Annotated in this window: 19 protein-coding genes; 9 read left to right on the forward strand and 10 right to left on the reverse strand. The window is 55.7% G+C overall.

The genetic code is table 11. The annotated features are described in order from the left end of the window. Nucleotides 1-21 precede the first annotated feature (21 nt). The 6 genes from ACR0ID_RS11865 (at nucleotide 22) to ACR0ID_RS11890 (ending at nucleotide 8,324) form a co-directional block, all read left to right on the forward strand. Nucleotides 22-1,668, forward strand: coding sequence for an amino acid ABC transporter permease (locus ACR0ID_RS11865; protein WP_480494225.1), 1,647 nt, complete (start codon nucleotides 22-24; stop codon nucleotides 1,666-1,668). After that, the gene (locus ACR0ID_RS11870; RefSeq protein ID WP_480605629.1) at nucleotides 1,665-3,650 is read left to right on the forward strand and encodes a beta-galactosidase; all 1,986 of its coding nucleotides are present in this window, start codon (nucleotides 1,665-1,667) and stop codon (nucleotides 3,648-3,650) included. The genes ACR0ID_RS11865 and ACR0ID_RS11870 overlap by 4 nt, the downstream gene beginning before the upstream one ends. A gap of 122 nt (nucleotides 3,651-3,772) precedes the next feature. Then, nucleotides 3,773-4,897: an extracellular solute-binding protein gene (locus ACR0ID_RS11875; RefSeq protein ID WP_480605632.1), complete on the forward strand. Its 1,125-nt coding sequence runs from the start codon at nucleotides 3,773-3,775 to the stop codon at nucleotides 4,895-4,897. A gap of 116 nt (nucleotides 4,898-5,013) precedes the next feature. Next, entirely contained in the window at nucleotides 5,014-6,126 is a 1,113-nt protein-coding gene (locus ACR0ID_RS11880; RefSeq protein ID WP_480605635.1) for an ABC transporter ATP-binding protein, read from the forward strand. A 12-nt stretch (nucleotides 6,127-6,138) separates the two neighbouring features. Then, nucleotides 6,139-7,059 (forward strand): ABC transporter permease, encoded by a 921-nt coding sequence (locus ACR0ID_RS11885; RefSeq protein WP_480554884.1) that lies wholly within the window; start codon nucleotides 6,139-6,141, stop codon nucleotides 7,057-7,059. Continuing rightward, nucleotides 7,056-8,324 carry an ABC transporter permease gene (locus ACR0ID_RS11890; RefSeq protein WP_480519814.1) on the forward strand — a complete coding sequence of 423 codons (1,269 nt, stop codon included), beginning with the start codon at nucleotides 7,056-7,058 and terminating at the stop codon, nucleotides 8,322-8,324. Before ACR0ID_RS11885 ends, ACR0ID_RS11890 begins: the two co-directional genes overlap by 4 nt. Before the next feature lie 43 nt (nucleotides 8,325-8,367). On the opposite strand, the gene ACR0ID_RS11895 is transcribed toward ACR0ID_RS11890, so the two are convergent. The 10 genes from ACR0ID_RS11895 to ACR0ID_RS11940 form a co-directional block, all read right to left on the reverse strand. Continuing rightward, nucleotides 8,368-10,284, reverse strand: coding sequence for a beta-galactosidase (locus ACR0ID_RS11895; protein ID WP_480605640.1), 1,917 nt, complete (start codon nucleotides 10,282-10,284; stop codon nucleotides 8,368-8,370). Further along, a complete protein-coding gene (locus ACR0ID_RS11900) occupies nucleotides 10,281-11,141 on the reverse strand; it encodes an SMP-30/gluconolactonase/LRE family protein (RefSeq protein ID WP_480605643.1) in 861 nt (286 codons plus the stop codon). Before ACR0ID_RS11900 ends, ACR0ID_RS11895 begins: the two co-directional genes overlap by 4 nt. After that, a complete protein-coding gene (locus ACR0ID_RS11905) occupies nucleotides 11,138-11,743 on the reverse strand; it encodes a 2-dehydro-3-deoxy-6-phosphogalactonate aldolase (protein ID WP_480477098.1) in 606 nt (201 codons plus the stop codon). Before ACR0ID_RS11905 ends, ACR0ID_RS11900 begins: the two co-directional genes overlap by 4 nt. Further along, nucleotides 11,740-12,633 (reverse strand): 2-dehydro-3-deoxygalactonokinase, encoded by an 894-nt coding sequence (locus ACR0ID_RS11910; protein WP_480605645.1) that lies wholly within the window; start codon nucleotides 12,631-12,633, stop codon nucleotides 11,740-11,742. The genes ACR0ID_RS11905 and ACR0ID_RS11910 overlap by 4 nt, the downstream gene beginning before the upstream one ends. 4 nt (nucleotides 12,634-12,637) lie before the next feature. Next, nucleotides 12,638-13,402: an SDR family NAD(P)-dependent oxidoreductase gene (locus ACR0ID_RS11915; protein ID WP_480605648.1), complete on the reverse strand. Its 765-nt coding sequence runs from the start codon at nucleotides 13,400-13,402 to the stop codon at nucleotides 12,638-12,640. Continuing rightward, a complete protein-coding gene (locus ACR0ID_RS11920) occupies nucleotides 13,402-15,108 on the reverse strand; it encodes an IlvD/Edd family dehydratase (RefSeq protein ID WP_480605651.1) in 1,707 nt (568 codons plus the stop codon). Before ACR0ID_RS11920 ends, ACR0ID_RS11915 begins: the two co-directional genes overlap by 1 nt. A 58-nt stretch (nucleotides 15,109-15,166) precedes the next feature. Continuing rightward, entirely contained in the window at nucleotides 15,167-16,507 is a 1,341-nt protein-coding gene (gene melA, locus ACR0ID_RS11925) for an alpha-galactosidase (RefSeq protein WP_480605654.1), read from the reverse strand. Further along, a complete protein-coding gene (locus tag ACR0ID_RS11930) occupies nucleotides 16,504-17,352 on the reverse strand; it encodes a carbohydrate ABC transporter permease (RefSeq protein WP_480477108.1) in 849 nt (282 codons plus the stop codon). The genes melA and ACR0ID_RS11930 overlap by 4 nt, the downstream gene beginning before the upstream one ends. Nucleotide 17,353: 1 nt before the next feature. After that, nucleotides 17,354-18,280, reverse strand: coding sequence for a carbohydrate ABC transporter permease (locus ACR0ID_RS11935; RefSeq protein ID WP_480605659.1), 927 nt, complete (start codon nucleotides 18,278-18,280; stop codon nucleotides 17,354-17,356). Between the two features lie 91 nt (nucleotides 18,281-18,371). Further along, nucleotides 18,372-19,631: an ABC transporter substrate-binding protein gene (locus tag ACR0ID_RS11940; protein WP_480519834.1), complete on the reverse strand. Its 1,260-nt coding sequence runs from the start codon at nucleotides 19,629-19,631 to the stop codon at nucleotides 18,372-18,374. A 140-nt stretch (nucleotides 19,632-19,771) separates the two neighbouring features. On the opposite strand from ACR0ID_RS11940, the gene ACR0ID_RS11945 reads away from it, so the two are divergent. From ACR0ID_RS11945 to ACR0ID_RS11955, 3 genes are all read left to right on the forward strand, one after another. Further along, on the forward strand, nucleotides 19,772-20,578 hold the full coding sequence (locus ACR0ID_RS11945) for an IclR family transcriptional regulator (protein ID WP_480519836.1): 807 nt from the start codon (nucleotides 19,772-19,774) through the stop codon (nucleotides 20,576-20,578). Further along, nucleotides 20,575-21,633, forward strand: coding sequence for an ABC transporter ATP-binding protein (locus ACR0ID_RS11950; RefSeq protein ID WP_480605663.1), 1,059 nt, complete (start codon nucleotides 20,575-20,577; stop codon nucleotides 21,631-21,633). Before ACR0ID_RS11945 ends, ACR0ID_RS11950 begins: the two co-directional genes overlap by 4 nt. 243 nt (nucleotides 21,634-21,876) lie before the next feature. After that, on the forward strand, nucleotides 21,877-24,090 hold the full coding sequence (locus ACR0ID_RS11955) for an NADP-dependent isocitrate dehydrogenase (protein WP_480605666.1): 2,214 nt from the start codon (nucleotides 21,877-21,879) through the stop codon (nucleotides 24,088-24,090). Nucleotides 24,091-24,110: the final 20 nt, after the last annotated feature.

Raw genomic sequence — 24,110 nt, forward strand, 5'->3', positions numbered from 1 at the left:
TTGTCTTAGCGGAGAAGTTCCATGTTGCGCCTCAGCACGATCCGCCCGAGTAACCTGGTGTTGCTCGCAGCAGCGCCCTTTATTATCTACCTGTTCGCCACATCCTCAAAATACTTGCGGTCTCTGGTCGCAATTCTGGGGATCGGCACCGACGCGGGGCCCATCTTTGTTGGATTTCTGCTGATTGCGACCGTTGCGATCCTTGGATATCTTTGCGCACGCTACGTGCGGTTTTCACAAAACTCCCCCGGCTGGTTGCGATTCTGCGCGCTTGCCGCGTTCCCAGCTTCTGCGGCGCTTTTGGTCATCAGCTTTGTTTCTCCGCTGCTTCTGATGCCATTTGCCGAGTCGGTCTTCTTCCATGCGCTCAGCGAAAACACATCACCCCTTATCGATCGATCCAGTCAGACCTGGGTACTGTTTCCGGGCGTGATCGCCAAGGTTCAGACGGGATTACAAGTTTTCCTGGCGGTTTACGCGGCTGTCGTCGCACTATGCCTAATTTCGGCACGTTTGCAGCCGCCCTGGCGCGGGCGCGTCTTGTTGGGGTTGGAGTGTCTCACAGGCGCGGTTCTGTTTTATCTCATGTTCATGGCTCATTGGCAGTTCGCGACCGGGGTGGCCATTACATTCCGCGCGGCCATATTTGCCTATATCTTCGCGGCCATTCTTGGTTTGGTCTGGGTCGGGTTGCAATCGTTTAAACCAAAGGCGCGTACGACGGTCGTCTATGGTTCGATCAGTTTGGCATTGCTTGCAGCCTCAGCCTTTTTCTTCATGCAGCCGCAGGTCAGCTTTGTTCTGGTGGGCAGCACCGAAGGGCGTATCGCGGTTGTGCGCGGCACGCCGCAGGCGCAGGCTGACGTTATCCGGTTTGGTGAGTTCGAAGGGGCCGACGGTCAGCAATATCGCATCCGCAGCGCAACCGATGCCACTGCCGCGCTTGAACAGATCGAAACGGTCGACAGTGTCTCGGGCGCTTTTGTCCCGGCCGATGCCCATACACAAGGTTATCCGGTCCTGTGGCAAACAAGATTTCTACCCGACAAATACCGCAATCCGGCCCTGGCATTTGCCGTGTTCGGGTTTTTGTTGCTGACACTGACCATTGGCGGGGCTCAGCATAAGCTGCATCCTCTGGCGGTCGGGGCCGAGTTTTTCGTGGATACGATACGCGGCATTCCGATGCTGGTGATCATTCTTTATATTGGACTGCCACTGGCGGGCGCAGTCAAAGACGCCACCGGCGGCGGTATCGACATGACCAATATGACCCGCGGGATCATCGCGATCTCAGTTGGTTATTCCGCCTATATGGCCGAAATTTTCCGATCCGGGATCGAGGCGATACCGAAAGGCCAATTGGAGGCGGGCAGCTCTCTGGGTTTGTCGCGCTGGCATACGGCGCGGCTTATCGTTCTGCCGCAGGCCCTGCGGATTGTCACTCCACCGCTTGGCAATGAGTTTATCGCGATGATCAAGGACACGTCATTGCTGTCTATCCTGTCCGTCCGCGACATGACCCAGAGGATGCGAGAATTTCAGGCGGCTAGCTTTCTGCCCTTTGCACCCTTCAATACGGCGGCAATCCTGTATGTCGTTCTCACACTCGGCTGTGCCAGTTTCCTGAAGTGGATCGAACGACGCACAGCAAAGGACACACGATGAGCGCGCTGGAACTTGGGGTTTGTTACTACCCCGAACAGTGGGACCCTTCGCAATGGCGAGACGATGCCGCCCAAATGGCAGACATGGGGTTGGATTGGGTGCGGATTGCTGAATTCACCTGGGGTCTGATCGAACCCGCGCGCGGTCAGTTCCACTGGGACTGGCTGGATGCAGTGATCGAGATACTGGGTCAGGCTGGTCTGCGGGTCATGATGTCCACCCCAACAGCCGCCCCCCCCAAATGGTTGATCGATGAGTATCCCGAAATCCTGCCCGTTGGGCCGGATGGTCGGGTCAGAGGGTACGGTTCGCGCAGGCATTATTGTTTTTCCAGTGAGGTTTATCTGGCCGAGGCGCAAAGGATCGCAACTGAATATGCCCGCAGATATGGTCAGAATTCGTATGTCCAAGCGTGGCAGATCGACAATGAGTACAACGACCACGATACAGTTCTCAGCTATTCCGATGCCGCGCGAACAGGTTTTCAGAACTGGTTGGAGGAACGATACGGGGCAATCGATGCGTTGAATGACGCGTGGGGAACCGTTTTCTGGGGGTCGCTCTACTCTCAGTTTGGTCAGATCGAACTGCCCAACGGGCTGGTCGCCACGCCCAATCCAGCCCATGCTCTGGAATTCGCGCGCTATTCTTCCGATCGAGTTCGTCTGTTCAACAAAACGCAGATGGATGTTCTGCGCAAATATGCGCCGGGCCGGGATATTACCCATAACTTCATGGCAGGTAGTTTCGAATTCGATCACCACGCCGTAGCGGCTGATCTGGATATTGTCGGGTTCGACAGCTACCCGCTAGGGAACTTATTGGGCTCTACCCTTTCAGATGAGGAAAAGCGCCGCTATCTGCGCACCGGCGCACCGGATTATCAGGGCTTTCATTGTGATTTGTATCGCAGTCAGGGGCGCGGTCGGATGTGGGTGCTGGAACAGCAGCCGGGCCCGGTGGATTGGGCTGACAAGAATCCGTCGCCGGCAGAGGGGATGGTTCGGCTTTGGACCTGGGCGGCCTATGCACATGGCGCGCAAGCCGTGATGTTTTTTCGCTGGCGACAGGCAAAATCTGCGCAAGAGCAATACCATACTGCGATTTTGCGGTCAGATGGCAGCCCGGATCAGGCCGCTGTTGAATTGGCTGAGATCGTGAAGGATCGCGCCATTTTGCCGCCCGAGAGACGGGCAAAATCACGGGTTGCAATGCTACTGGATTATACCTCTATCTGGGCGGCGGACATCCTGCCACATGACAACGATTTCCCCAATGCCCAGATTTTTCGCGAGTGGTACACTGCAATTCGTGGTTTTGGGGTCGATCTTGATTTTGTTGGCCCTGAAGATGAACTGAGCGGCTACGCCCTCATCATATTACCTCAAAGCATGATCGTGACCGCTGACCTTGCAGACAAGCTTGACGCTTCGGGGGCCAAGATTCTGATAGGTGCTCGTTCCGGCAGCAAGACATCCGGGATGAACACCCCGTCCAATCTGGCTCCAGGCGAACTGGCAAAGTTAACAGGTATCCGTGTCACGCGCGTCGAATCACTTCCTTCACTTGCGCATGAGGCTGTGGTTCTTCCCGATGGGCAGCAATTTGAATTCACGGGTTGGCGTGAAATTGTCGAGACCAAAGAGCGCGTTTTAGCCCGCTTCAAGAGCGCTTATTGCGATGCCAGTCCGGCGGTCATCCGTTCTGACCGCACGACCTATCTGGCAATGGTTCCGCGAAATGAGCTTTTGCAGGCGATTGTCGGGGAGGTACTGAACTGGGCTGGGATAAATGCAACGCCTTGCGACCCCGATATGCGCATAACCCAACGCGGCTCGACCTACTACGCGTTCAACTTCAGTGACGTTTCAAAGCCTTTGCCTGCTGGTCGTGCACGTCAAATTCTACTTGGTTCAGATCCGGTCAAACCAAGGGACATCACCGTTTGGCAGGAGAATGCAGCGCCTCATAATTCAGCTTAGACGTGTCAAATCACGAAACTGGACATAAGATTTTCGCAAACTGTCACTTTTGGACTGACGGATGGGCGCAGAAAGTCCTATGAATAGAAAACAAAAAACGAGTCCAACAACGGGAGAACACTATGGTTACCAAGTCATCACTTTCCAGACGCACTGTTTTGAAAGGAGCGGGTGCCGCAGCACTTGCCGCGCCTCTTTACAGCAAGAGCGCACTGGCTTCGTCGGGTGAAATCAACATCCTGATGTGGTCGGATTATCTGCCGCCCAGCTTTATCGAAGAGTTTGAGACCCTTACTGGCATCAAGGTGAACTACACCGGGATCGGCTCAAACGAAGAAATCATCAACAAGATGAAGGCGACCAAAGGTCAGGGCTTTGACATCGTCTCGCCAACCAACAACCGCTCGTTGCAGTGGGAGCCGCTGGAGTTGTTGCAGCCCTTTGACATGAACAAGGTTCCGGTCGACCTGGTGAACCCTGCCATGGCCAAAATCGGTACGGATGCTTGGAACTTTGGCGGCGCCGGGGTTCACTGGTTGCCGCATATCTGGGGCACCGAAGGCATTGCATACCGCACCGACTTGTGGCTGCCGGCTGGGAACGCCCCATCCTATGGCGATGTTTGGTCGGAAGAAAACGCAGGCAAAACCATGGGCCGCGCGCATTCGATGATGCTTGGCGCTGGTCTTTACATGGAGCGTTCCGGCGAGATGGAGCCGGGTTCGGTCTGGGCCGCTTATGGTGACGAAGAAACCATGCGCAAGGTCTGGGGTCAGATCACTGACTGGTGCATTGCACGTAAGAATCGCATCAAGCTGATCTGGAACGATGCCGATACACAGAAGAACGGTCTTCTGAATGAAGGTGTTGTTGTCGGTCAGACCTGGGACGGCCCGCCACTGGCACTGAAATCGGCTGGTGAACCAGTGCACTATCAAGCGCCCATCGAAGGGGCGATGGCATGGGTTGACGGAATGTCGATTCCGTCTGGCGCGGCGAATATCGACCAGATCTATGCCTTCATCGACTTCGCCTATCAGGCCAAACCTGCCGGTGTTGCCATCGACAGCCATGGGTACAACTCTCCTGTTCTGGGGGCGGATCAGTATTCAGGCGACACCTACAAGAAGAACTTTGCCGAGGCCTATCCGGGCGACTCGCTGGCCAACCTCAATCCGTGGCCGGCCGAAGCCCCATGGTATGCTGAAACGCGGACCGAGTTCGTCAACAAGTTCAAGAGCGCATAAGCGATCTGAAACCATGCCCCTCGCGTTCTGCGAGGGGCCACAATCTGTGCGCCGCTCCGGCGTAACGGAAAGCTATGTGGTGTGGTGACAGTGCACACCTCAGGGAGATACCAAAAATGAGTGCAGGGGTCGGAGTCGATCTGGAAAACCTGTGGATCCGTTTCGGTGACTTCGTCGCCGTGCGCGATGCAAACGTCACAATTAACGGGGGAGATTTCTTTTCATTCCTCGGACCCTCGGGTTGCGGCAAAACAACGATCTTAAGGGCTGTTTCCGGCTTTCTCGAGCCCAGCGAAGGCAATGTTCTGATCGGCGGCAAAAACATGCGCGGGATTGGGCCCAACAAACGCCCCACAGCTCTGATCTTTCAGAACCTAGCGTTGTTTCCCTTGATGAAGGTTTGGGAGAACATCACGTTCTCGATGGAAATCAAAGGCGCCAGTGTTGCCGAGCGCCGCAAGCGCGCTGACGAGCTTCTGGACATGATCGCGCTTCCGGAGCAAGGCGACAAACTTCCCAGCGAATTGTCTGGTGGCCAACGTCAGCGAGTGGCCATCGCTCGTGCCCTTTGCGCCGAGCCGGATGTATTGCTTCTTGATGAGCCTCTGTCAGCACTTGACCTCAAACTGCGCCAGCACATGCGAACGGAACTGCGTGAGATACAACAGCGTGTGGGCATTACTTTTATCTACATTACCCATGACCAGGGCGAGGCGCTGACCATGTCAGATAATATCGCCGTCATGCGTGCAGGTGTGATTGACCAAATTGCCGATGGGAAAACCATCTACAATGATCCCAACACGGCTTTCGCGGCCTCATTTGTCGGCGAAAACAATGTATTCCGTGGCAAGATCAAACAGGTCATGGGCAACGAGGCGCTGATCTCGACCAACCGCTCGGGCGATCTGGTTGCACGGATATCGACCGCCAATCAAGGCAAAATAAAAGAAGGCGATAGTGCAATGTTGTTCATTCGCCCCGAAGCCTTCGCCATTGCGCCCGAGGGGGCTTCGGGTGACCATTTTGTTACCGCGCGGGTCAACCACGAAGAATTTGAAGGCAACGTCTTCAACATCTTTACCGAAGGTGAAGGTGGAAAAGAGATCAAAGTGTCGATCCCGAACCATGGACAATCCTTCGAGGACCACACCGGACAGAACATCACGTTGGAATACAAGACGCATAACGCCGTCATCGTTCCTGCGGGTGAACTGGCTGCAGAATAAGGGGATTAACTCATGCCCCAGTTTCTGAAAGACTTCTTCAATCGCAACGGCACCGGCATGGGAGTAGCGATCCTGGGTCTGGTTCTGTTCTGGACCATCGGCCTGATCATCCTTCCGCAGCTGTCGATGTTGGACTTCTCGTTCCGTCCGAATCTGCCACCGCCAGAGATTGGCGGACCCAAAGACATATATACGCTCGAGAACTACAAATATCTGGTCTACGGCCCCGAAGGCGGCAGTCAGGACTACAACACTGTTGATCTGAGGGTGTTTTTCCGAACTCTTGTGGCCGCGGTTTTTGTGACGGTTTTCAACCTGATCATCTGCTATCCGATTGCCTATTACCTGGGTCAGGCCGAGGGCAGCCATATTCGTATCTTCGCGATCATGCTGATCATCCCTTACTGGATCAACGAGATCCTGCGCGCCTTTGCGCTGCGCATCATCTTTGGGGAAACAGGCGTGTTGAACACGTTGTTCACGGGGCTGGGCATCTGGGATACACCGTTCGACTTCATTCGCAATGACATCGCGCTCTATGCGGGTCTGGGATACGCCTATATCCTGCTGATGATTTTCCCGATGTATAACGTGATTGAAAGTCTGGACAAAAACCAGATCGAAGCAGCACGCGACCTTGGGGCGCCTTGGTGGCGGATACATTGGCGAGTGGTCATTCCTTATGCCAAGCCGGGGATCAGTTCGGGCTGTACTATGGTCTTCATGTTGTCCGCCGGTGCGTTGGCTGCGCCGCAAATTCTGGGCGGGCCGTCCAGTCTGTGGTTCACCCAACTGATCTATCAGCAGTTCAATGACAACAACGACTGGCCACAGGGCGCCGCCTACGCAATCGTTCTGCTGGTCACTTGTATTCTGTTCGTGCTGGCCATGATGCGCCTGTTCAAAGTGAACATGGGGGATATAGGGAAATGAACAATTCCTTCCTCCGCATAAGCATCTGGGTCTATCTGGCGATCTTCTTCCTGTATCTGCTGGGCCCGCTGGTGATCATGTCCGTCACCGCGTTCAACTCGTCCGGGTTCCCCCGAATGAGCCCATGGGAATGTCTGACATTCCAATGGTTTGGCGAGCTGTTTCAAGATCAGCGTATCCTGAACGGGATCAAGAACTCGCTGATCATCGGAATCGGCACAGTCATCCTGTCCGTGGCGATGGGTTTGGCAGGCGCGCTGATGCTGACCCAGATCTGGCCGAAGCTTCGCGCGACCTACTATACGGTCATTATCGCACCGATCCTGATCCCCGGTGTGGTTCTTGGTATCTCGACGCTGGTCTTCTGGGACCGGATCAACCGGATGCTGGGGCTGGGGGCCGACAGTTTCCTGTCAAACGGCATCTTCCTGACAGTGATCGGCCAGTCCACCTTTATTGCCAGTTACTGTATGCTGGTGCTGGTGGCGCGGTTGCAGCGTTATGATGTCGCCCTGACTGAGGCGGCACTGGACCTTGGGGCCAGCCACGCTCAGGCTTTCCGCAAAATCCTGCTGCCGTTCATGCGCCCGGCGATTGCCTCGGCGGCGGTTTTGGCATTCCTCGCTTCTTTCGAGAACTACAACACCACCACTTTCACTTTTGGCGAATACCCGACGCTGACGATTGAGCTGGCTCAGAAGGTTCGCTACGGCATCACGCCCGCGATCTCGGCGCTGGCGTTTATCATCGTTGCGCTGACGGTTTTCTTCGCTCTGCTGAACGAAGCCAAGCTGAAACGTCAGGAACTGGTAGCCGCGGCGCGTAAAAACGCAACGGTCGAGGAACTGGCTGGCAAGATCAAGCTGCCGAGTTTCTTTGCCGGTAATATGGCCGCCGTGTTGCTGGTCGCATTTGCGGTTGTAACGATCACCGTTATAGGCACAGCGGCGACCTACAGTCCGGCGCAGTGCATTGCCGACGTTCGCGAGCAAAAGCAGTTGGAAGCGGAACAACGCATTCAGGAACTGCGTCAGCAGCGTGAGGAGCGCCGCAAACAGCAAGAAGCGGAAAAAGCCGGGCAGGGTGATGCCCAAACCGCGCCAAAGCCGTCAAATAACAGCGGTTTTGGTAATGTCTTCGCTCCGAACTCGCTGGATGGCAGCGAGAATGAAAGCAACGAAGGTGCTTCTCAAACCGAGGGTGAGCCATCCAACAACGGCGGTTTCGGAGGGGTGTTTGACCCCAACAGCCTAAAAAGCGACTAATCGCTGTGCCAAGCGGCAACCAACGCATCTGCCCGGATAGGATTCAAGTCTGTCCGGGCAGATTGCGCTTCAGGATCTTCACGTCACAGCCGCCGATGGTCGATCCGTTCCAGACCACCGGTTCAGCGTTATAGTTGATCAGGAACATGTGGTCGGCTGTCTCACGCAGTCGAAGTCCTGGCGGCATCGGTTTCAGGCCCAAACCGCTTTCTTCCGCAGCCAAGCCGATGACGCGATCCCATAATGCTTCGTTTGGGAAGCCGGCAAGATACCAGAACCCGTCCCTTGCCATTAGCGCAGGCGCTCCATCTTCAAAACTCAGAATTTCTTCAGCAGATCCTGAAAGGCGATCGATCCAATGCTGTGCCGCGCCGCCGCCACGGACAGCCCGGTTGACAGCAGGGGGCAGTGTTTCGACCAAATCGACGTTGCAGTCCAACCCTTTCAGGCCAGGTCGACCGGCGGCGGCGATCTGGAAATCACGGGTAATTGCGCCGCTGCGTGGGCCGAGGATTGCAAGATCCGAGTTGTCCGCTAACCTACGCTCCAAATCCGGGTCAATCGTTGCCAGTCCGGGGGCAAGGATCAGCGCATAGTGCGTGGACAGGTCATTGGGCGAAACAAAATCAATCGACAGCCCCACGCGGCGCAATGCACGATAAGCTGAGAAGACCAACCGGAAATAGTCAAAGCCTGCTCCTTGCGGTAGCGATGTCCAGGCCCAGTCCGAGGGGTAATCAAACAGTATCGCAACCTTGGATTGCACCTGATGCACCTCGCCCAATGTGGATAGCTCTTCCGCTGTCTGACGGGCCTCGTGTAATGCAGGGGCGGGGCGATTGTCCGGTGTCAGCAAACCTGCGTGCATCTGTTCCTGCGCAAAGGGGGCTTGCCGCCATCGAAAATAGCTCACAACCTCAGCACCGTGGGCGACAGCCTCAAGCGACCACAACCGCACCATTCCGGGCATGGGTGCCGGGTTATAGGGTGCCCAATTCACCGGACCGGGTTGTTGTTCCATCACCCACCATCGGCCACGGCCCACTGCCCGGTAAAGATCATGGTGAAACGCCTGCATGTCCGGATCGCCTTGCTGAAGAAAGGCGGTCTTGTGGGCTTCGTCATCTTCCAATCGGTCCGATAGAAATCCGATCGGATAACTGTCCCAAGTCGCAATATCCAGATCTGCGCCAACCTCGAAATGGTCGAAATCCAGAATACGACCCATGTAGTTATGCAACAGCGGCGCATCGGTCAAAGCTCGCAATACATCGACCTGAGCTTTGTTGAATGCCACAACCTGATCTGAGCTGAACCGACGGAATGCCAGTACATGAGCGGGGTTTGGCTCGGTCACAGTTTGATTGGGTAGTTCAATCTCATCGAAGTTGCGGTACTCCATCGACCAGAACACGTTTCCCCAGGCCTTGTTCAGTTGTTCAATTGAGCCGTATCGAACAGCCAGCCAGCGCCTGAATGCATTCAGTGCCGGGGTGCTGTAGCTGACTGTTGTGTCGTGACACCCATACTCATTGTCGATCTGCCAAGCCGCCACATACGGGTTATGACCATAGCGCTCTCCCAAGACCCGTGCGATGCGGCCACATTCATCGACATAGCCCTGGTGGCTAAAGCAGTAATGCCGCCGTGATCCGAATTTGCGCGTGTTTCCATACGTATCCACAGCCAGCATGTCCGGATGTTTGTCCAGCATCCAACGCGGTGGCGTTGCTGTCGGTGTGCCAAGCACGACTTTCACTCCCGCCTCGCCAAGTGTTTTAACCGCGCGATCCAGCCATTCAAATTGCAGGGTTCCGGGGTAAGGCTCCAGCCGGTTCCACGCGAACTCTCCAATGCGTACCCACGAGATGCCGGTGTCCACCATGCGCGCGGCGTCTTCCGCCCACATCGCTTCGGGCCAGTGTTCAGGGTAGTAACACACACCAAGTTCCGGCTTCATAAAATGATCCTGTGTTCTGCCTGCCCTCGTCCCGCGTTTGGCATTGCAAACGTCATGCCATTGGTGGGTTGGGATTCAATATCCGCGTTGCTCAACCCCTGCCTTGCTGAGGTGCAGAACAGCGTGCCTAAGCTGTCGCCACCAAAGGCCGGGCAGGACGTATGTGACGCTTCGAAAGAAGTGGCCTTCAGGAAATGACCTTCGGGCGTGTAGGCCGCAACACGTCCAATCCCCCATTGCGCGATCCAGATGTTCCCGTCAGCATCAACCACCGCACCATCCGGGTTCAGGCCTTCTTTACGAAAGTCCAGAAATACGGTGCTTTCCCCTTCGGGCCATCCGCTTACTGCATTCAAGCTCCAGCGCTTGACCTGCCTCGTTTTCGTGTCACAGAAATAGGCCACGGATCGATCCGGGGCAAAACAGATTGCATTGGAAATCGTCACATCCGGCACGAGACGTCTGAGTGTACCTTTCCAGAACCGATAGATTGATCCGGCCCCGGCTTCAGCCTGTTTGCCCATCGTACCGATCCAGAAACCACCCCAAGGATCAGCGCGACCGTCATTCGAGCGGGTGATTGGGTTGTCTGCCTCGAGCGGCGTAACCAGCGCTCGATGCCCGGACGTCAATTCAAACTGCCAAAGACCCGTTTCCGACGCCAAAAGCAGTGTGTCGCGATCCACCCAGCCTGCGGCGGAGACATGTTCATCGAATTCCCAGCTTATCTGATTTTCACTTTCGCGCGTCATCAGTCGTTTGTTGAGAATGTCGAACCAGAATAGCTGTTGCCGAGCAGGGTGCCAAAGCGGACCTTCGCCCAACGCGCAGGGGCGGTCGTCAAAAATCGTGCTCATCTTGCCGCCTTGTCAAAGGCTGTTACGATCTGCTTCGCGCGTGCTGCGATTTCGACTGCGTCCATGCCGGGTTTGTACAGCGCTGATCCAATCCCGAATCCATCCGCACCGGCTTTGATCCATTGCTCGAAGTTTTCAGGCCCGGCACCACCGACAGCAAAGATACGTGTTTCCTTGGGTAAAACGGGTCGAAGTGCTGCGAGCCCAACAGGGCCTGCCATGACGCCAGGAAACAGCTTTAATCCTGTGGCCCCGGCTTCGAGAGCGGCAAAGGCTTCGGTCGGCGTGTAAACGCCCGGCCAGCTTTGCATCCCCAACGCTACAGACCGTTTGATCACGTCAGCATCATAGTTGGGTGACACAATCAGCCTGCCGCCGGCATTCCGAACTGCGTCCACCTGATCAACCGTCAATACAGTACCAGCGCCTATCAGGGCGTGATCTTTGAAAGCTTCGGCCAGAATGGAAATGCTGTCGAGCGGGTCAGGCGAATTGAGTGGAACTTCGATCCGGTCGATCCCTGCATCGATGATAACTCTGCCAACGGCCTCGGCTTCCTGTGGTTGCAGACCGCGCAGAATGGCGATGATGGGGCGGCTCATGCGATTTGCCTTGTCATATTGCGCGCCAGCGCCAGCCCGGCCAGCGTTGCTTCGGTGGCGTTTGCAGTCTCAAAGAAAGCGCCCTGTTGTCTTAGCGCTGCCGCATAGACCCGCGATACGGCATCTGCACCAATGATAGCCAGTTGTTGACCCAGCCAATATGGACGGGTGGCGGCCAATTCAGCACCGATAAGCAGTCCCGACAGCCGCGCGCGCGCGATGTCTTTGTCCTGATTGTGCAGCAGGTCCGCAGCCCGCAAGCCGAACAGGCGTGCAGCCAATTGTTCGGGCTTGGACAATGTATCCGCCACAGCCTCGGCAAAGGCATCTTCATCCCATCCTTCACCTATAGAATGCCGCAGAACAGATTGCGCACTTAACAAATCAAAAAGCTCTCCGGTCATGAGCGTCCGAAAGCTCACGATTTCACCTGCGCTGACCTGAACCCATTTCGTATGGGTTCCTGGAAGACAGAGGACACCATCCCAGTTCTGGCGAGCCCCCAAAAACCCTGCGATCTGTGTTTCTTCCCCCCGCATCACATCTGGTGGGCTCAGTTGCTTTAATCCGGGTATGACGAAGGCCCGGATGCGCGGGTCTGTGCTGGGAACACGGACCGGGGTTTGCGGCAAGGGTTGCGACGGAACGGTAGAATAAGGTGCTTCGACCCAGCCTTGGCGTGCACCGACCATACCGCAGGCGATCACATCGATGGGGCCATCCTTCAGCCAGTTTTCAACAAGTTCCAACAGGGCGGTCTGGAACCCGTCGGCTCCGAGACGCGCCATACCTTTGTCGGACTGCGCGCAGTCCAGCACCGTTGCCCCCCGCATGGCCCAGACCCGCAGGTGAGATGTGCCCCAATCAACGGCGATCCAGTCAGTATTCATTGTGTCACCCTGAAACCACTACGCCGCCATCAACCGCCATACACTGACCGGTCATCGCCCGGCTGGCGTTGGATGCAAGAAACAATGTCGGTGCAACCATGTCTTCGGGCGTCAAATGTTCTTTCAGGCATTGTCGATCCAAATGCGCGGCCAAATCTTCGGGCGTGGCCCACTTATCCAGCTGTTTTTGCGTCAAAACCCAACCGGGAGCCAGCGCATTCACACGTATGTTCTTTGGCCCCAGTTCGCGGGCCAAAGACCGCGTCATCCCTGTAATGCCCGCATTTGACGTCGTATAGATCGGATAGCCTGCATTGCCCATCATGTAGCTGATCGAGCTGAAGTTAATGATAACGCCGCCTTCCTTCATTTGCCGGGCCGCTTCCTGACAGGCGAAATAATAGGCTTTCAGGTTTACGTCGATCATCCAGTCCCAGAATTCGGTCGTAGTTTCCTCAAGTGTATGGCGCTGGTCATTGGCCGCGTTGTTGACCAAAACGTTTAGGGGTCCGTGGGCTTCCGCGGCTTTGGCCATTGTTGTGTGAAGAAACTGGGTTTCGGTCATATCACCCTGCATGAACAGAGGTGCGCGCCCGTGTTTGTTGCGCATCTCTTCGACAAAACCGCTGGCATCCGATCTGCCGATAAAAGCCACATTGGCCCCCTGAGCCAAAAACCCATCCGTTAATGCTGCGCCCACGCCCGAGCCTCCGCCGGTAATATAGACGGATGACCCGTTCAGGTCATGAAATGTCGCTGGTTGGGTCATCAGTGGCTCTCTCTGGTCACAAGGCGGGTGTCTTTGCCGACGAGGAAATCCAAGTCGGCCCCCTGATCGGCCTGCAACACGTGATCGACATAAAGTTTGGCATACCCGCGGGAATAATGTGGCTTATCTGGTTTCCATTGGGCTCGGCGCGCGTCCAGTTCTTTTTCGTCCACCAACAGCTCAAGCTTTCCAGCGCTGGCAGATACGCGGATGCGGTCGCCGGTTTTCACCAGCGCCAGTGTGCCGCCCGCCTGTGCCTCGGGGCTGACATGTAGGATGACGGTGCCATAGGCAGTGCCGGACATACGGGCATCCGAGATACGGATCATGTCGCGAACACCTTCCTTCACCAATCTGGCCGGAATCGGCATGTTTCCTACCTCGGGCATCCCGGGATAACCCTTGGGTCCACATCCCTTGAGCACCAGAATGCTCTTGGATGTGACCGGCAGATCAACCCGGTCGATATTGGCTTTCAGGTCTTCGATATTTTCGAAAACAAACGCCTCACCCTCGGTTTCAAGAAGGGCATCTGTTGCGGCAGAAGGTTTGACGATGGCCCCGTTCGGCGCAAGATTGCCGCGCAAAACACGAAGGCCAGCAGCGGGTTTCACCGGATCGTTGAAGGGGCGGATAACGTCGCGGTTGAAACATTCGGCGCCTTCGTAATGGGCGGAAATGTCCTTGTTCAGAACGGTTCTGGCCGGGCGCAGGAAAGGCTTGAGTTCGCTCAGCACAGCCGGAACACCGCCCGCGTAACAGAAATCTTCCATCAGGTATGTGCCCGAGGGCATGCAGTTCACCAGAAGGGGAATCTCTGATCCGATTTCAAAGTCCCTGAGCGTCAGGTCAACGCCTACGCGACCTGCGAGCGCCAGTAGATGAACAACGGCATTGGTCGATCCCCCAACGGCTGCATTGGCGAGGATTGCATTCTCGAAGGCTTCTCTGGTCAGAATGTTCGATGGTTTCAGGTCTTCGTCGACCATTTCGACAATCCGCTTGCCTGTCAAATGGGCGAGGGCCATGCGGCGGGCGTCAACGGCGGGCAGGGCGGCATTGGTGGGCAGGCTCATGCCCATCGCTTCGACCAGAGACGCCATGGTGCTGGCGGTTCCCATGGTCATGCAGACCCCGGCACTGCGAGACATCCCGGATTCGGCGCTCATGAACTGCTGAAGGGTCATCTCTCCGGCGCGCACAGCTTCGGAAAACTTCCACACATCGGTTCCTGAGCCAATATCCTGACCGCGATATTTTCCGTTCAGCATTGGGCCGGAGCTGACAACGATCGACGGCAGGTCGACCGAGGCCGCGCCCATGAGTTGGCCCGGCGTGGTCTTGTCGCACCCGCCCAGCAGAACCACACCGTCAATGCCATATGCGCGGATCGACTCTTCGACATCCATGGCCAGAAGGTTGCGAAACAGCATGGCTGTGGGTTTCATCTGGGTCTCGCCCAGCGACATGACCGGGAATTCGACGGGAAAGCCCCCTGCCTCCCACACTCCGCGCTTTACCCCTTCGGCCAGATCGCGGAGGCCGGAATTGCAAGGGGTCAGCTCGGACCATGTGTTGCAGATTCCGATGATCGGCCGCCCATCGAAGGCGTGATCAGGAAAACCCTGATTTTTCATCCAGGATCGATGGATGAACCCATCCTTGTCGAGTTTCCCGTACCAGTGCTGTGAGCGGCGTTTTGACATTGTTCTGTGATGCTTTTCGAGATCTGGGTGGATTTGAGTATTTGTAGAAAGATGAAATTTAAGCGGCGCGAGGCGGGCAACACCAATCTGGCAGCCAGTCGGCATGGGCAGACAGAAGGTCGTTCACCAGATTTCGAATTTGGCGCAGGTCCAGTTCGGCGGCGGTGTGCGGGTCCATCATGGCTGCATGATAGATATGCTCGGGGTTCTGGTCGACCAATGCCCTGACTGTGAGTTCCTGAACGTTGATCTGGGTACGCATCAGGGCTATCAGCTGCGGTGGGATGTCTGCGATGACAGAAGGTTGAATGCCATTTGCATCAACCAGACACGGTGTTTCGACAGCAGCCCCCATCGGCAGCTGAGGTATCTGGCCGGTGTTTGGCAGATTGCCATATGCCACGTAGGGGGTGTCAGAGATGATTGCGTTCATTATGTCTGCCGCAAACTCATGGCTGCGAGTGACGGCTATGTCGCGCCCGTCAGTCAGGGTTTTGGCCTGCTCTTTCCAGTTGCTCATCTGTTCCACACAGCGGGTCGGGTATTCATCGAGTGGGATTGAGAAATTCTCGATCAGGTCCGCCCGCCCGTCTTTGATGAACCATGGCACGTATTCTGCCAAATGCTCAGAACTTTCGGTGCAGAAATAGCCAAGGTGGTCCATCACTTCGTAGCGCACCTTGTTGGGGCAACGCGGCATCAGCAGCGGGGCCTTGGGCATTCTGCCGCTGACATAACCTTGCCTAAGGGCGGGGTAAAGATCATGGCCCTGATGCTCAAGCCGCAGGAAGAAGGCGACGTGATTGACGCCCGCGACTTTGTAGCGAATGTCGTCTTTTGGCAGGTCCAGATCATGTGCCAGTTCCGCGACCGTGTTCTGCACCGAGTGACACAGACCGACCTGCTTCAATGATGGGTATTTCTCGGCCAGTGCCCAGGTGTTCATGGCCATTGGATTGACGTATTGTAGCAGTGTCGCATCAGGGCATAGCTGCATCATGTCATGCGCCACGTCCCACAAGACCGGCACAGTGCGCAGCCCACGCATGATGCCGCCGACGCCCAGCGTATCCGCGATGGTCTGGCGCAGCCCGTATTGCTTGGGGATCTCAAAATCTGTGACGGTACAGGGCTGGTACCCGCCAATCTGAAAGGCGGTAATAACGAAATCGGCACCATCGAGTGCCGCGCGTCGGTCTGTATGTGTGGATACTGTCGCGTTTGACCGGACCGAACGGATCATGGCGCGGGCTACAGCTTCGCTTTCTGTCAGGCGTACGGGGTCGATATCCATCAGCGCAAAGTGACTGTCCGCCAAAGCGAGGGTCAGCAAAGCATCCCCCACGATGTTCTTCATGAAAATTGTCGAACCTGCTCCGATGAAAGTTATCTTTGTCATTTTACAGCTCCGAGGGTCAGGCCCGCGATAAAGTGCTTTTGCATCAGGAAGAACATGGCAACCGGCGGCAGCGCTGCTACGATCGAGCCCGCGCTCATCAGTTGGTAGGCGGCGCGGAACTGGGCGTTGAAACTGGTTATGCCTGCTGTGACAGGCTGGCTTTCCGCGCCCTGAGTTAGGACGACCGCCCAGAAATAGTCGTTCCAGATGAAAGTGAAGATCAGCACGCTGAGTGCGGCAATTGCGGGTTTCATCAACGGCAAGACCACATACCAGAAGATGCGCCATTCGCTGATACCCTCGACCCGCGCGGCCTCGATTAATTCAAAGGGCAGGGCCCGGATAAAGTTGCGCATGAACAATGTGCAAAAGCCGGTCTGGAAGGCGATGTGGAACAAGACGAGGCCGGTTTTTGTGTTGTAGAGGCCCATATCAAGTGTCAGGTCGCGCACAGGCACCATCAGGATCTGGAATGGCACGAAGTTGCCGGCAACGAACATGAAGAAGATCCACAGGTTCGATTTGAATTTGTAGATGCCCAAAGCAAAGCCGGTCATGGAACTGAGGGCAACGGCACCGATCACCGTAGGAATGGTGATCATGAAAGAGTTCAGCAAGTATCGCGGCATGTCAGAGTTGAAGAATACCAGCCCGTAGTTGACTGCGCCCTCGAAACTGGATGGCAGGCCCCAATAGTTGGCGTTGGTGAAATCCGCCGCTGGTTTGACCGAAAACAGAGCCACCGCCAGGAGGGGCCCCAGCCACAGCAACAAGGCAAGTGGCAGCATCGCCTGATAGGTGATCTGCGCGGCGCGAGATTGTTTTTCGATGGGTTTGGGAAACATCTCAGTGCCCCCGTTCTTCGCGATACATCGACCAGAGGAAATAGGCTATGAAGCCGAGCATGATCAGGAACAGCACCACAGCGATAGCCGCGCCATACCCCATGCGGAAACCGTATTCAGACAGGGCGACCTCGAACATGTAATAGGCCAGGACTCGGGATGATCCGAATGGCCCGCCCTGTGTCATGATCGAAATCAGGTCGAAACTGCGCAGCGCCCCGATGATTGTCACGACGAATGCAATGAAAGTGGCCGGGCGCAACTGTGGCAGAATGATGTGCCACAGCATTCTCAAGCCTTTGGCACCGTCCAGGCGTCCGGCCTCGATCTGTTCGGGGTCGACGGCATTCAGACCGGTGAGGTAGAGGATCATGCAATAGGCGGTTTGCGGCCAAAGGCCCGCGACGATGATGCCGTAGGTGACCAAACGCTCGTCGCCCAGCACGTTCAATGGACCCATTCCGAGAAAGCCGAGAAACTCATTCAGAAGACCAAATGTCGGGTCATAAAACCACGTGAATACAAGGCCAACAACAACCTGAGAGATGACAAATGGAAAGAAAAACAGCGATTTGTAAAGGCGGATACCCCAGACCGTCTGGTTCAGAAACAAAGCGATGAAAAGGCCCGCCGGAATGGCCAGAAGATACAGGATCAGCCAGATCAGGTTGTTCTTGAGCGAGATATAGAATGCGTCCCGGTCAACCCATTCCCAATACAAATCTTCATAGTTACGCATGCCGACATATTCGGCGGCACCCAACCCATCCCACTCGTACAGTGACAGGTTGAAGGACTGGAAGACCGGAATGATCACATAGACCATGAAGAACAGCAGGCCCGGAGCAAGGAATAGCCACGGGGCGATGCGTTGTTGGTTTCTGTGGAACCAGTTCTCCTGATCAGGGGCGTCAGCGGCAGTGGTCATGGGTGTCCTGGGTTTGTTTGGGTAAGGCGGGTTGAAACCACCTTACATTCTGTGGCGAGGTAGGCCGGGCTCGAGCCCGGCCCGAGCCTGATTAGTTGTCGTAGATACGCTCTCGCGCGCGTTCCAGCTTGGCCAGAATACGGTCAGCATTGTCTGGTTTAACCATGAATTCCTGGAAACCTTCCATTGACACTTTGGCCATTTCAGCCGGTGCGTCGCGGTCCCAGAACTGAGCCACTCCGCCGGGGCTGTTGGTCGAGAGCATCGAAAAGCCCTGCTGCAGGAATTTGTCATCGTCTACTGAGGATTGCGCGTTCACCGGCAACTGACCGAGGTTCGATCCGTTGTTGATCTCGGTCTGTTCATCCGACGAGACAACAAAGCGCAGGAACTCTCGTGCGGCTTCTTTGTTCGAGGCGTTCGCCGGGATGTGGAACGTATCGGTCGGTGCGTCTTCAGCCAATTCGACATCAGGGTTGATTGACACGAATTGGTAGAAATCCAGCTGATCATCTGTCAGCCCTGCTTCACGCAAAGGCGCGACTGCAAAATTTCCCATCAGATACGCAGCGGCTTCTCCATTGACCATGAACGGCAAAGCCTCCTGCCAGCTGTAGGTCTGATGGTTGTCAATGAAAGCCCCCATGTCGATCAACTGCTTCCAGTTTGCAAAGGTCTGCTTGACCCGGTCATCTTCCCAGCTGATTTCACCATTGGCCAGTTGATTGTGGAAGTCGAACCCGTTGGTGCGCATGTTCAGGTAGTCAAACCAACCGCCAGCGGTCCACAGGAACTTGGTCCCGATGGTATAGCAAGCACGGCCTGAATCGACGATCTTCTGGCAATTTGCCAGCTCTTCTTCCCAGGTAGTCGGTTCGCTGAGGCCTAATTCGTCAAAGATATCTTTACGATAGTAAACGCCCCACTGGTAGTAAGTGTAGGGGACGCCCCATTGTTTGCCATCGATGGTCATCGCGCCTTTGGTTGATGCCAGGTTTTCAGCAATTTCAGGTTCCGCCCAAAGATCCGAGACGTCTTCGAACAGACCGGCCTCAACATATGGTTTCATACGGTTGGCGGCGTACCAAGTGGCCACGTCAGGTGTGTCAGCCGTCAGAAAGTTGCGGATCTGGGTCTTATACGCTTCGCGGTCGATAACCGTGGTTTCGATCTCTAGGCCGGGGTGCTGCGCTGCAAACCGCTCGATCATCGCTTCCATCGTTGCGCGCGGGGCCGGGTTAGACGTGTCCAGGAATATCCGAAGCTCTCCATTTAGGTCAGCAGCCACCGGTGCCGCCATAGCAACGCCAAGTGCCAGCGCAGCGGTTGTGCGCTTGAAAGTGGAATACATGGTTTCCTCCCTGTTGTTTCCACAAAAGTTCCAAATAATGAAACAATGTTTTATATATTGAAAACTACACATCGACTCGGTTAGTCTTGTCAAGACCCTCGTGCGAACTGCGATGGGCAAGCGGAGGAGAACGGACGCCCGTGTCAGGTGACGGAACTATTGGCAAAGCATGTGACGTGCTGGATCAGGTCGCCGCATTTCAGCGCCCTGTGCGATTTTCGGAGTTGCTGGACGGCAGCGATTTTCCGAAAGCAACATTGTATCGGTTTTTGCAATCATTAACCAATCAGGGAATGCTATGTTACGACCCCGAGCGCCAAACCTACGCGCCGGGTATGCGTTTGGTACGGCTTGCGCATGCAGCCTGGACCCAAAGCTCACTGGCCCCTATCGCACGTCCGTTCCTCGATATTCTAAGCCAGGAAACTGGAGAGACTGTGCATTTGGCGCAGCTCGATGCTGGTCAGGTTCTATACGTAGACAAACGCAACGCAGCGCAACCGATTGAGATGTATTCTCAGGCGGGTAAGGTGGGCCCGGCCTACTGCACGGGTGTCGGCAAGGCGATGCTTGCCTTTCTGAATGAAAGTGACCTTAACCGGGCAATTTCGCAGCAGAGTTTTCATCGCTTTACCGACAAGACCCTGACGTCCGACAATGACCTGCGCACGGATCTTGATCGAATTCGCAGCAAGGGTTTTGCCGTTGATGACGAAGAACATGAACCCGGAATTATTTGCGTCGCCTGCCCTGTTCTTACAACAAACGGCCGTGTCCTGGGCGCAATCTCAGTAACCGGCTCGACCCAGCGAATGGATTTTGAACAACTCGAGGCATGGGTGCCTCGTGTGCGGCGGGTGGCTGAACAAATCAGCACCGAGGCGCAGGCATGGCGTTTCCCTGAAACGCGACCAGACCTCGGCAATGACAGGATGCAAGCGACATGACAGGTGTAACCCTGAACCAAGCAATAAAGCGGTACGGCCAGACGCAAGTCATTCACGGAATCGACTTGCAGATCGAAGATGGTGAGTTCTGTGTTTTCGTTGGCCCTTCGGGATGTGGCAAATCCACATTGCTACGGATGATCGCAGGTTTGGAAGAAACGTCGGAAGGCAAGATCCACATTGGAGCGCGGGACGTTACCCATATGGACCCGGCCAAACGCGGTGTGGCGATGGTCTTCCAGACCTATGCGCTTTATCCGCATATGACCGTGGCGGAAAATATGGGCTTTGGGTTGCGCATGAACGGTGTCCCAAAGGCCGAGATCACCAGAAAAGTGCAGGAAGCCTCGAACATTCTGAAGCTAGACCAATATCTCAAACGCAAACCCAAGGCTCTGTCTGGTGGGCAACGGCAGCGGGTTGCGATTGGCCGTGCCATCGTTCGGGGCCCTGACGTTTTCCTGTTTGACGAACCCTTGTCCAATCTGGACGCCGAGTTGCGCGTGGAAATGCGTGTTGAGATCGCGCGCCTTCATCAGGAAATCGGCGCGACAATGATTTACGTGACCCATGATCAGGTCGAAGCCATGACCATGGCCGACAAGATCGTCGTGCTGCGAGATGGTCGTATTGAACAGGTCGGGGCTCCGATGGATTTGTACCGTGATCCCGACAACCGGTTTGTCGCAGGCTTCATCGGTTCGCCTGCAATGAACTTTCTGGAATGTGATTATGGGGATGGCCATGTCTCCCATCCCGCGCTAGGCAAGCCGTTGCCCGTTTCTGCGACTATCCCCTCCGGTCGGACCAAGGTGACATTGGGCATGCGGCCCGAACATATTCAGATTGACCGTTCGGCCGATGCCTGCACCGTGGACCTGACCGAAGCCTTGGGTGGTGTTTCCTATTCCTATTTACGGACACCAAATGATGACAAACTTATCGTTGAGGAACGGGACGATCAGAGAAGCAGAACCGGAGATCGGATCGGCATCGCCATACAGCCAGAGCGTGTGATGTTTTTTGATCCAGAGACCGGGCAACGGTATCGTTAATCAAGGCTTTCCAGCCCATGGACAGTCTTCCCCGCCCCAAGAGTTACACGACACTTTATCTGACCCGTGGCAAAACGCGCGGGCAGATGCGATTGATTCCAAGTCAAACGTGATTTAAGGGAAGCCCTGTCAAAACAGAGTCACCCAGGGGCTGTATCGTGGTTTAGCCCCTCTCACGCCACGCAATTGTGGTTGCAACTCTTGGATCGCACGCCCCGAAAGGCTTAAAAAAGGTAAAAGAATATGGCAGATAAATCGAACTTCGACATATTGTATACCATTGTAGACGAAGCGCCAGAGCTGGCCAGCGCCTCGTTCCTGCCCATCATCCGCAAGTTCGCATCTGCTGCGGGCGTCCGCGTTGGCACCAAAGATATTTCTCTGGCGGGACGTATTCTGGCAGCATTCCCCGAGAACCTTACCGACGATCAGCGTGTAAGCGACGATCTGGCTGATTTGGGCGACTTGGTGAAGACACCTGATGCCAATGTCATCAAGCTGCCGAATATCTCTGCCTCGGTTCCACAGTTGGTTGCGGCCGTCGAAGAACTGCAATCGCAGGGTTACGACATTCCGACCTACCCCGCAGAACCTGCAACGGATGAGGAAAAGGCGATCCGCGCCCGTTATGACGCGATCAAAGGTTCTGCTGTTAACCCGGTTCTGCGCGAAGGGAACAGCGACCGCCGTGCGGCGCGTGCGGTGAAAAACTATGCTCAGAACAACCCGCATTCGATGGGCGAATGGGCGTCGGACAGCAAGACCAAAGTGTCGTCAATGTCGGCCAATGATTTCTATGCAAACGAGATTTCGGCCACCATTACCGCAGCACAAGCAGGCGATGCTAAAATTGAATTTGTGGGCAAGGATGGTGACGTCACCGTTCTGAAAGACGGCTGGTCGCTGGAAGAAGGAACCATAGCCGACGCGACTTTCATGTCGGTCAAGGCACTGTCTACGTTCCTTGCAGATGCCATTGAGGACACCAAGAAAGACGGGACCATGTTCTCGCTGCATATGAAAGCCACGATGATGAAGGTTTCAGACCCGATCATCTTTGGATATGCGGTCAAAGCCTGGCTGGCCCCCGTGTTCGAAAAGTTTGGCGCGGAACTGGATGCGTTGGGTGTGAACCCAAATTCAGGTCTGGGCGCTCTGCTGGAGCGCGTACAGGGTCACGCCGACATCATGACGGCCATCGACGCGCTCAAGGCGGACCGCCCGTCCATGTATATGGTGGATTCGGACCGCGGAATCACGAACCTGCATGTCCCATCGGATGTAATCATTGATGCCTCAATGCCTGCAGTGATCCGCGCCGGGGGTAAGGGCTGGGATGAGACGGGTGCCAAAGGTGACACCAACTGTGTGATCCCTGATCGCTGCTACGCGACCGTCTATGATGAGGCCATTAAGTTCTTCAAAGCCAATGGCGCGTTGAACCCGTCCACTGCCGGAGCCGTGGCGAACGTGGGCCTGATGGCTCAGAAAGCCGAGGAATACGGTTCGCACCCGACAACTTTCGAGGCACCGGCGGATGGTACAATCCGCATCGTTCTGGCCAATGGTGAAACGTTGCACAGCCACGGTGTTGAGGCCGGCGATATCTGGCGCGCCTGCACCGTCAAAAAGGCGCCAATCGAGAACTGGATTCAGTTGGCCATGGACCGTCAGCGTCTGACAGGTTCCGAGGCGATTTTCTGGTTGGACGCAAACCGGGCCCATGACGCAGAGCTTATCAAATATGTCAAACCGGCGCTTGAGGCCGCTGGCGTGGCCGACAAGTTCCTGATCATGGCCCCGCGCGAAGCGACCCGTCAGTCGTTGGAGACGATCACAGCAGGTAATGACTCGATTGCCATCACCGGCAACGTGCTGCGGGATTATCTGACTGACCTGTTCCCTATCCTGGAATTGGGTACTTCGGCCAAGATGCTCTCCATCGTCAAACTGATGAACGGTGGCGGTTTGTTCGAAACTGGAGCTGGTGGTTCGGCGCCCAAACACGTGCAGCAGTTGGTCGAGGAAAACCATCTGCGCTGGGATTCGATGGGTGAGTTCTGTGCGTTGGGTGAATCGCTGAACTTCCTTGCTGACAGCAAAGGCAACGAGAAAGCGGGCATTCTGGGTGCGGCGGCCGAAGCAGCGACGCAGGGTATTCTGGACAACAACCGCTCACCCAGCCGCAAAGTTGGTCAGCCGGACAATCGCGACAGCCACTATTGGTTTGCACGCTACTGGGCTGAGGCTTTGGCCGCCCAGTCCGAAGATACGGAACTGGCTGCCGAGTTTGCATCGCTGGCCAAGGATCTGGCCGTCAACGAAGGGCAAATCCTGTCGGAGTTGGCCGCAGCGCAAGGTCAAGCTGCGGATTTGGGCGGTTACTATCACACCGATCCGGCCAAAACGGCAGCGGTTATGCGGCCCAGCACAACGTTGAACGCAATCATCGGCTAATCGCTAACGGCAAAACAGGT

This window comes from Ruegeria sp. AL2, from assembly GCF_056540845.1.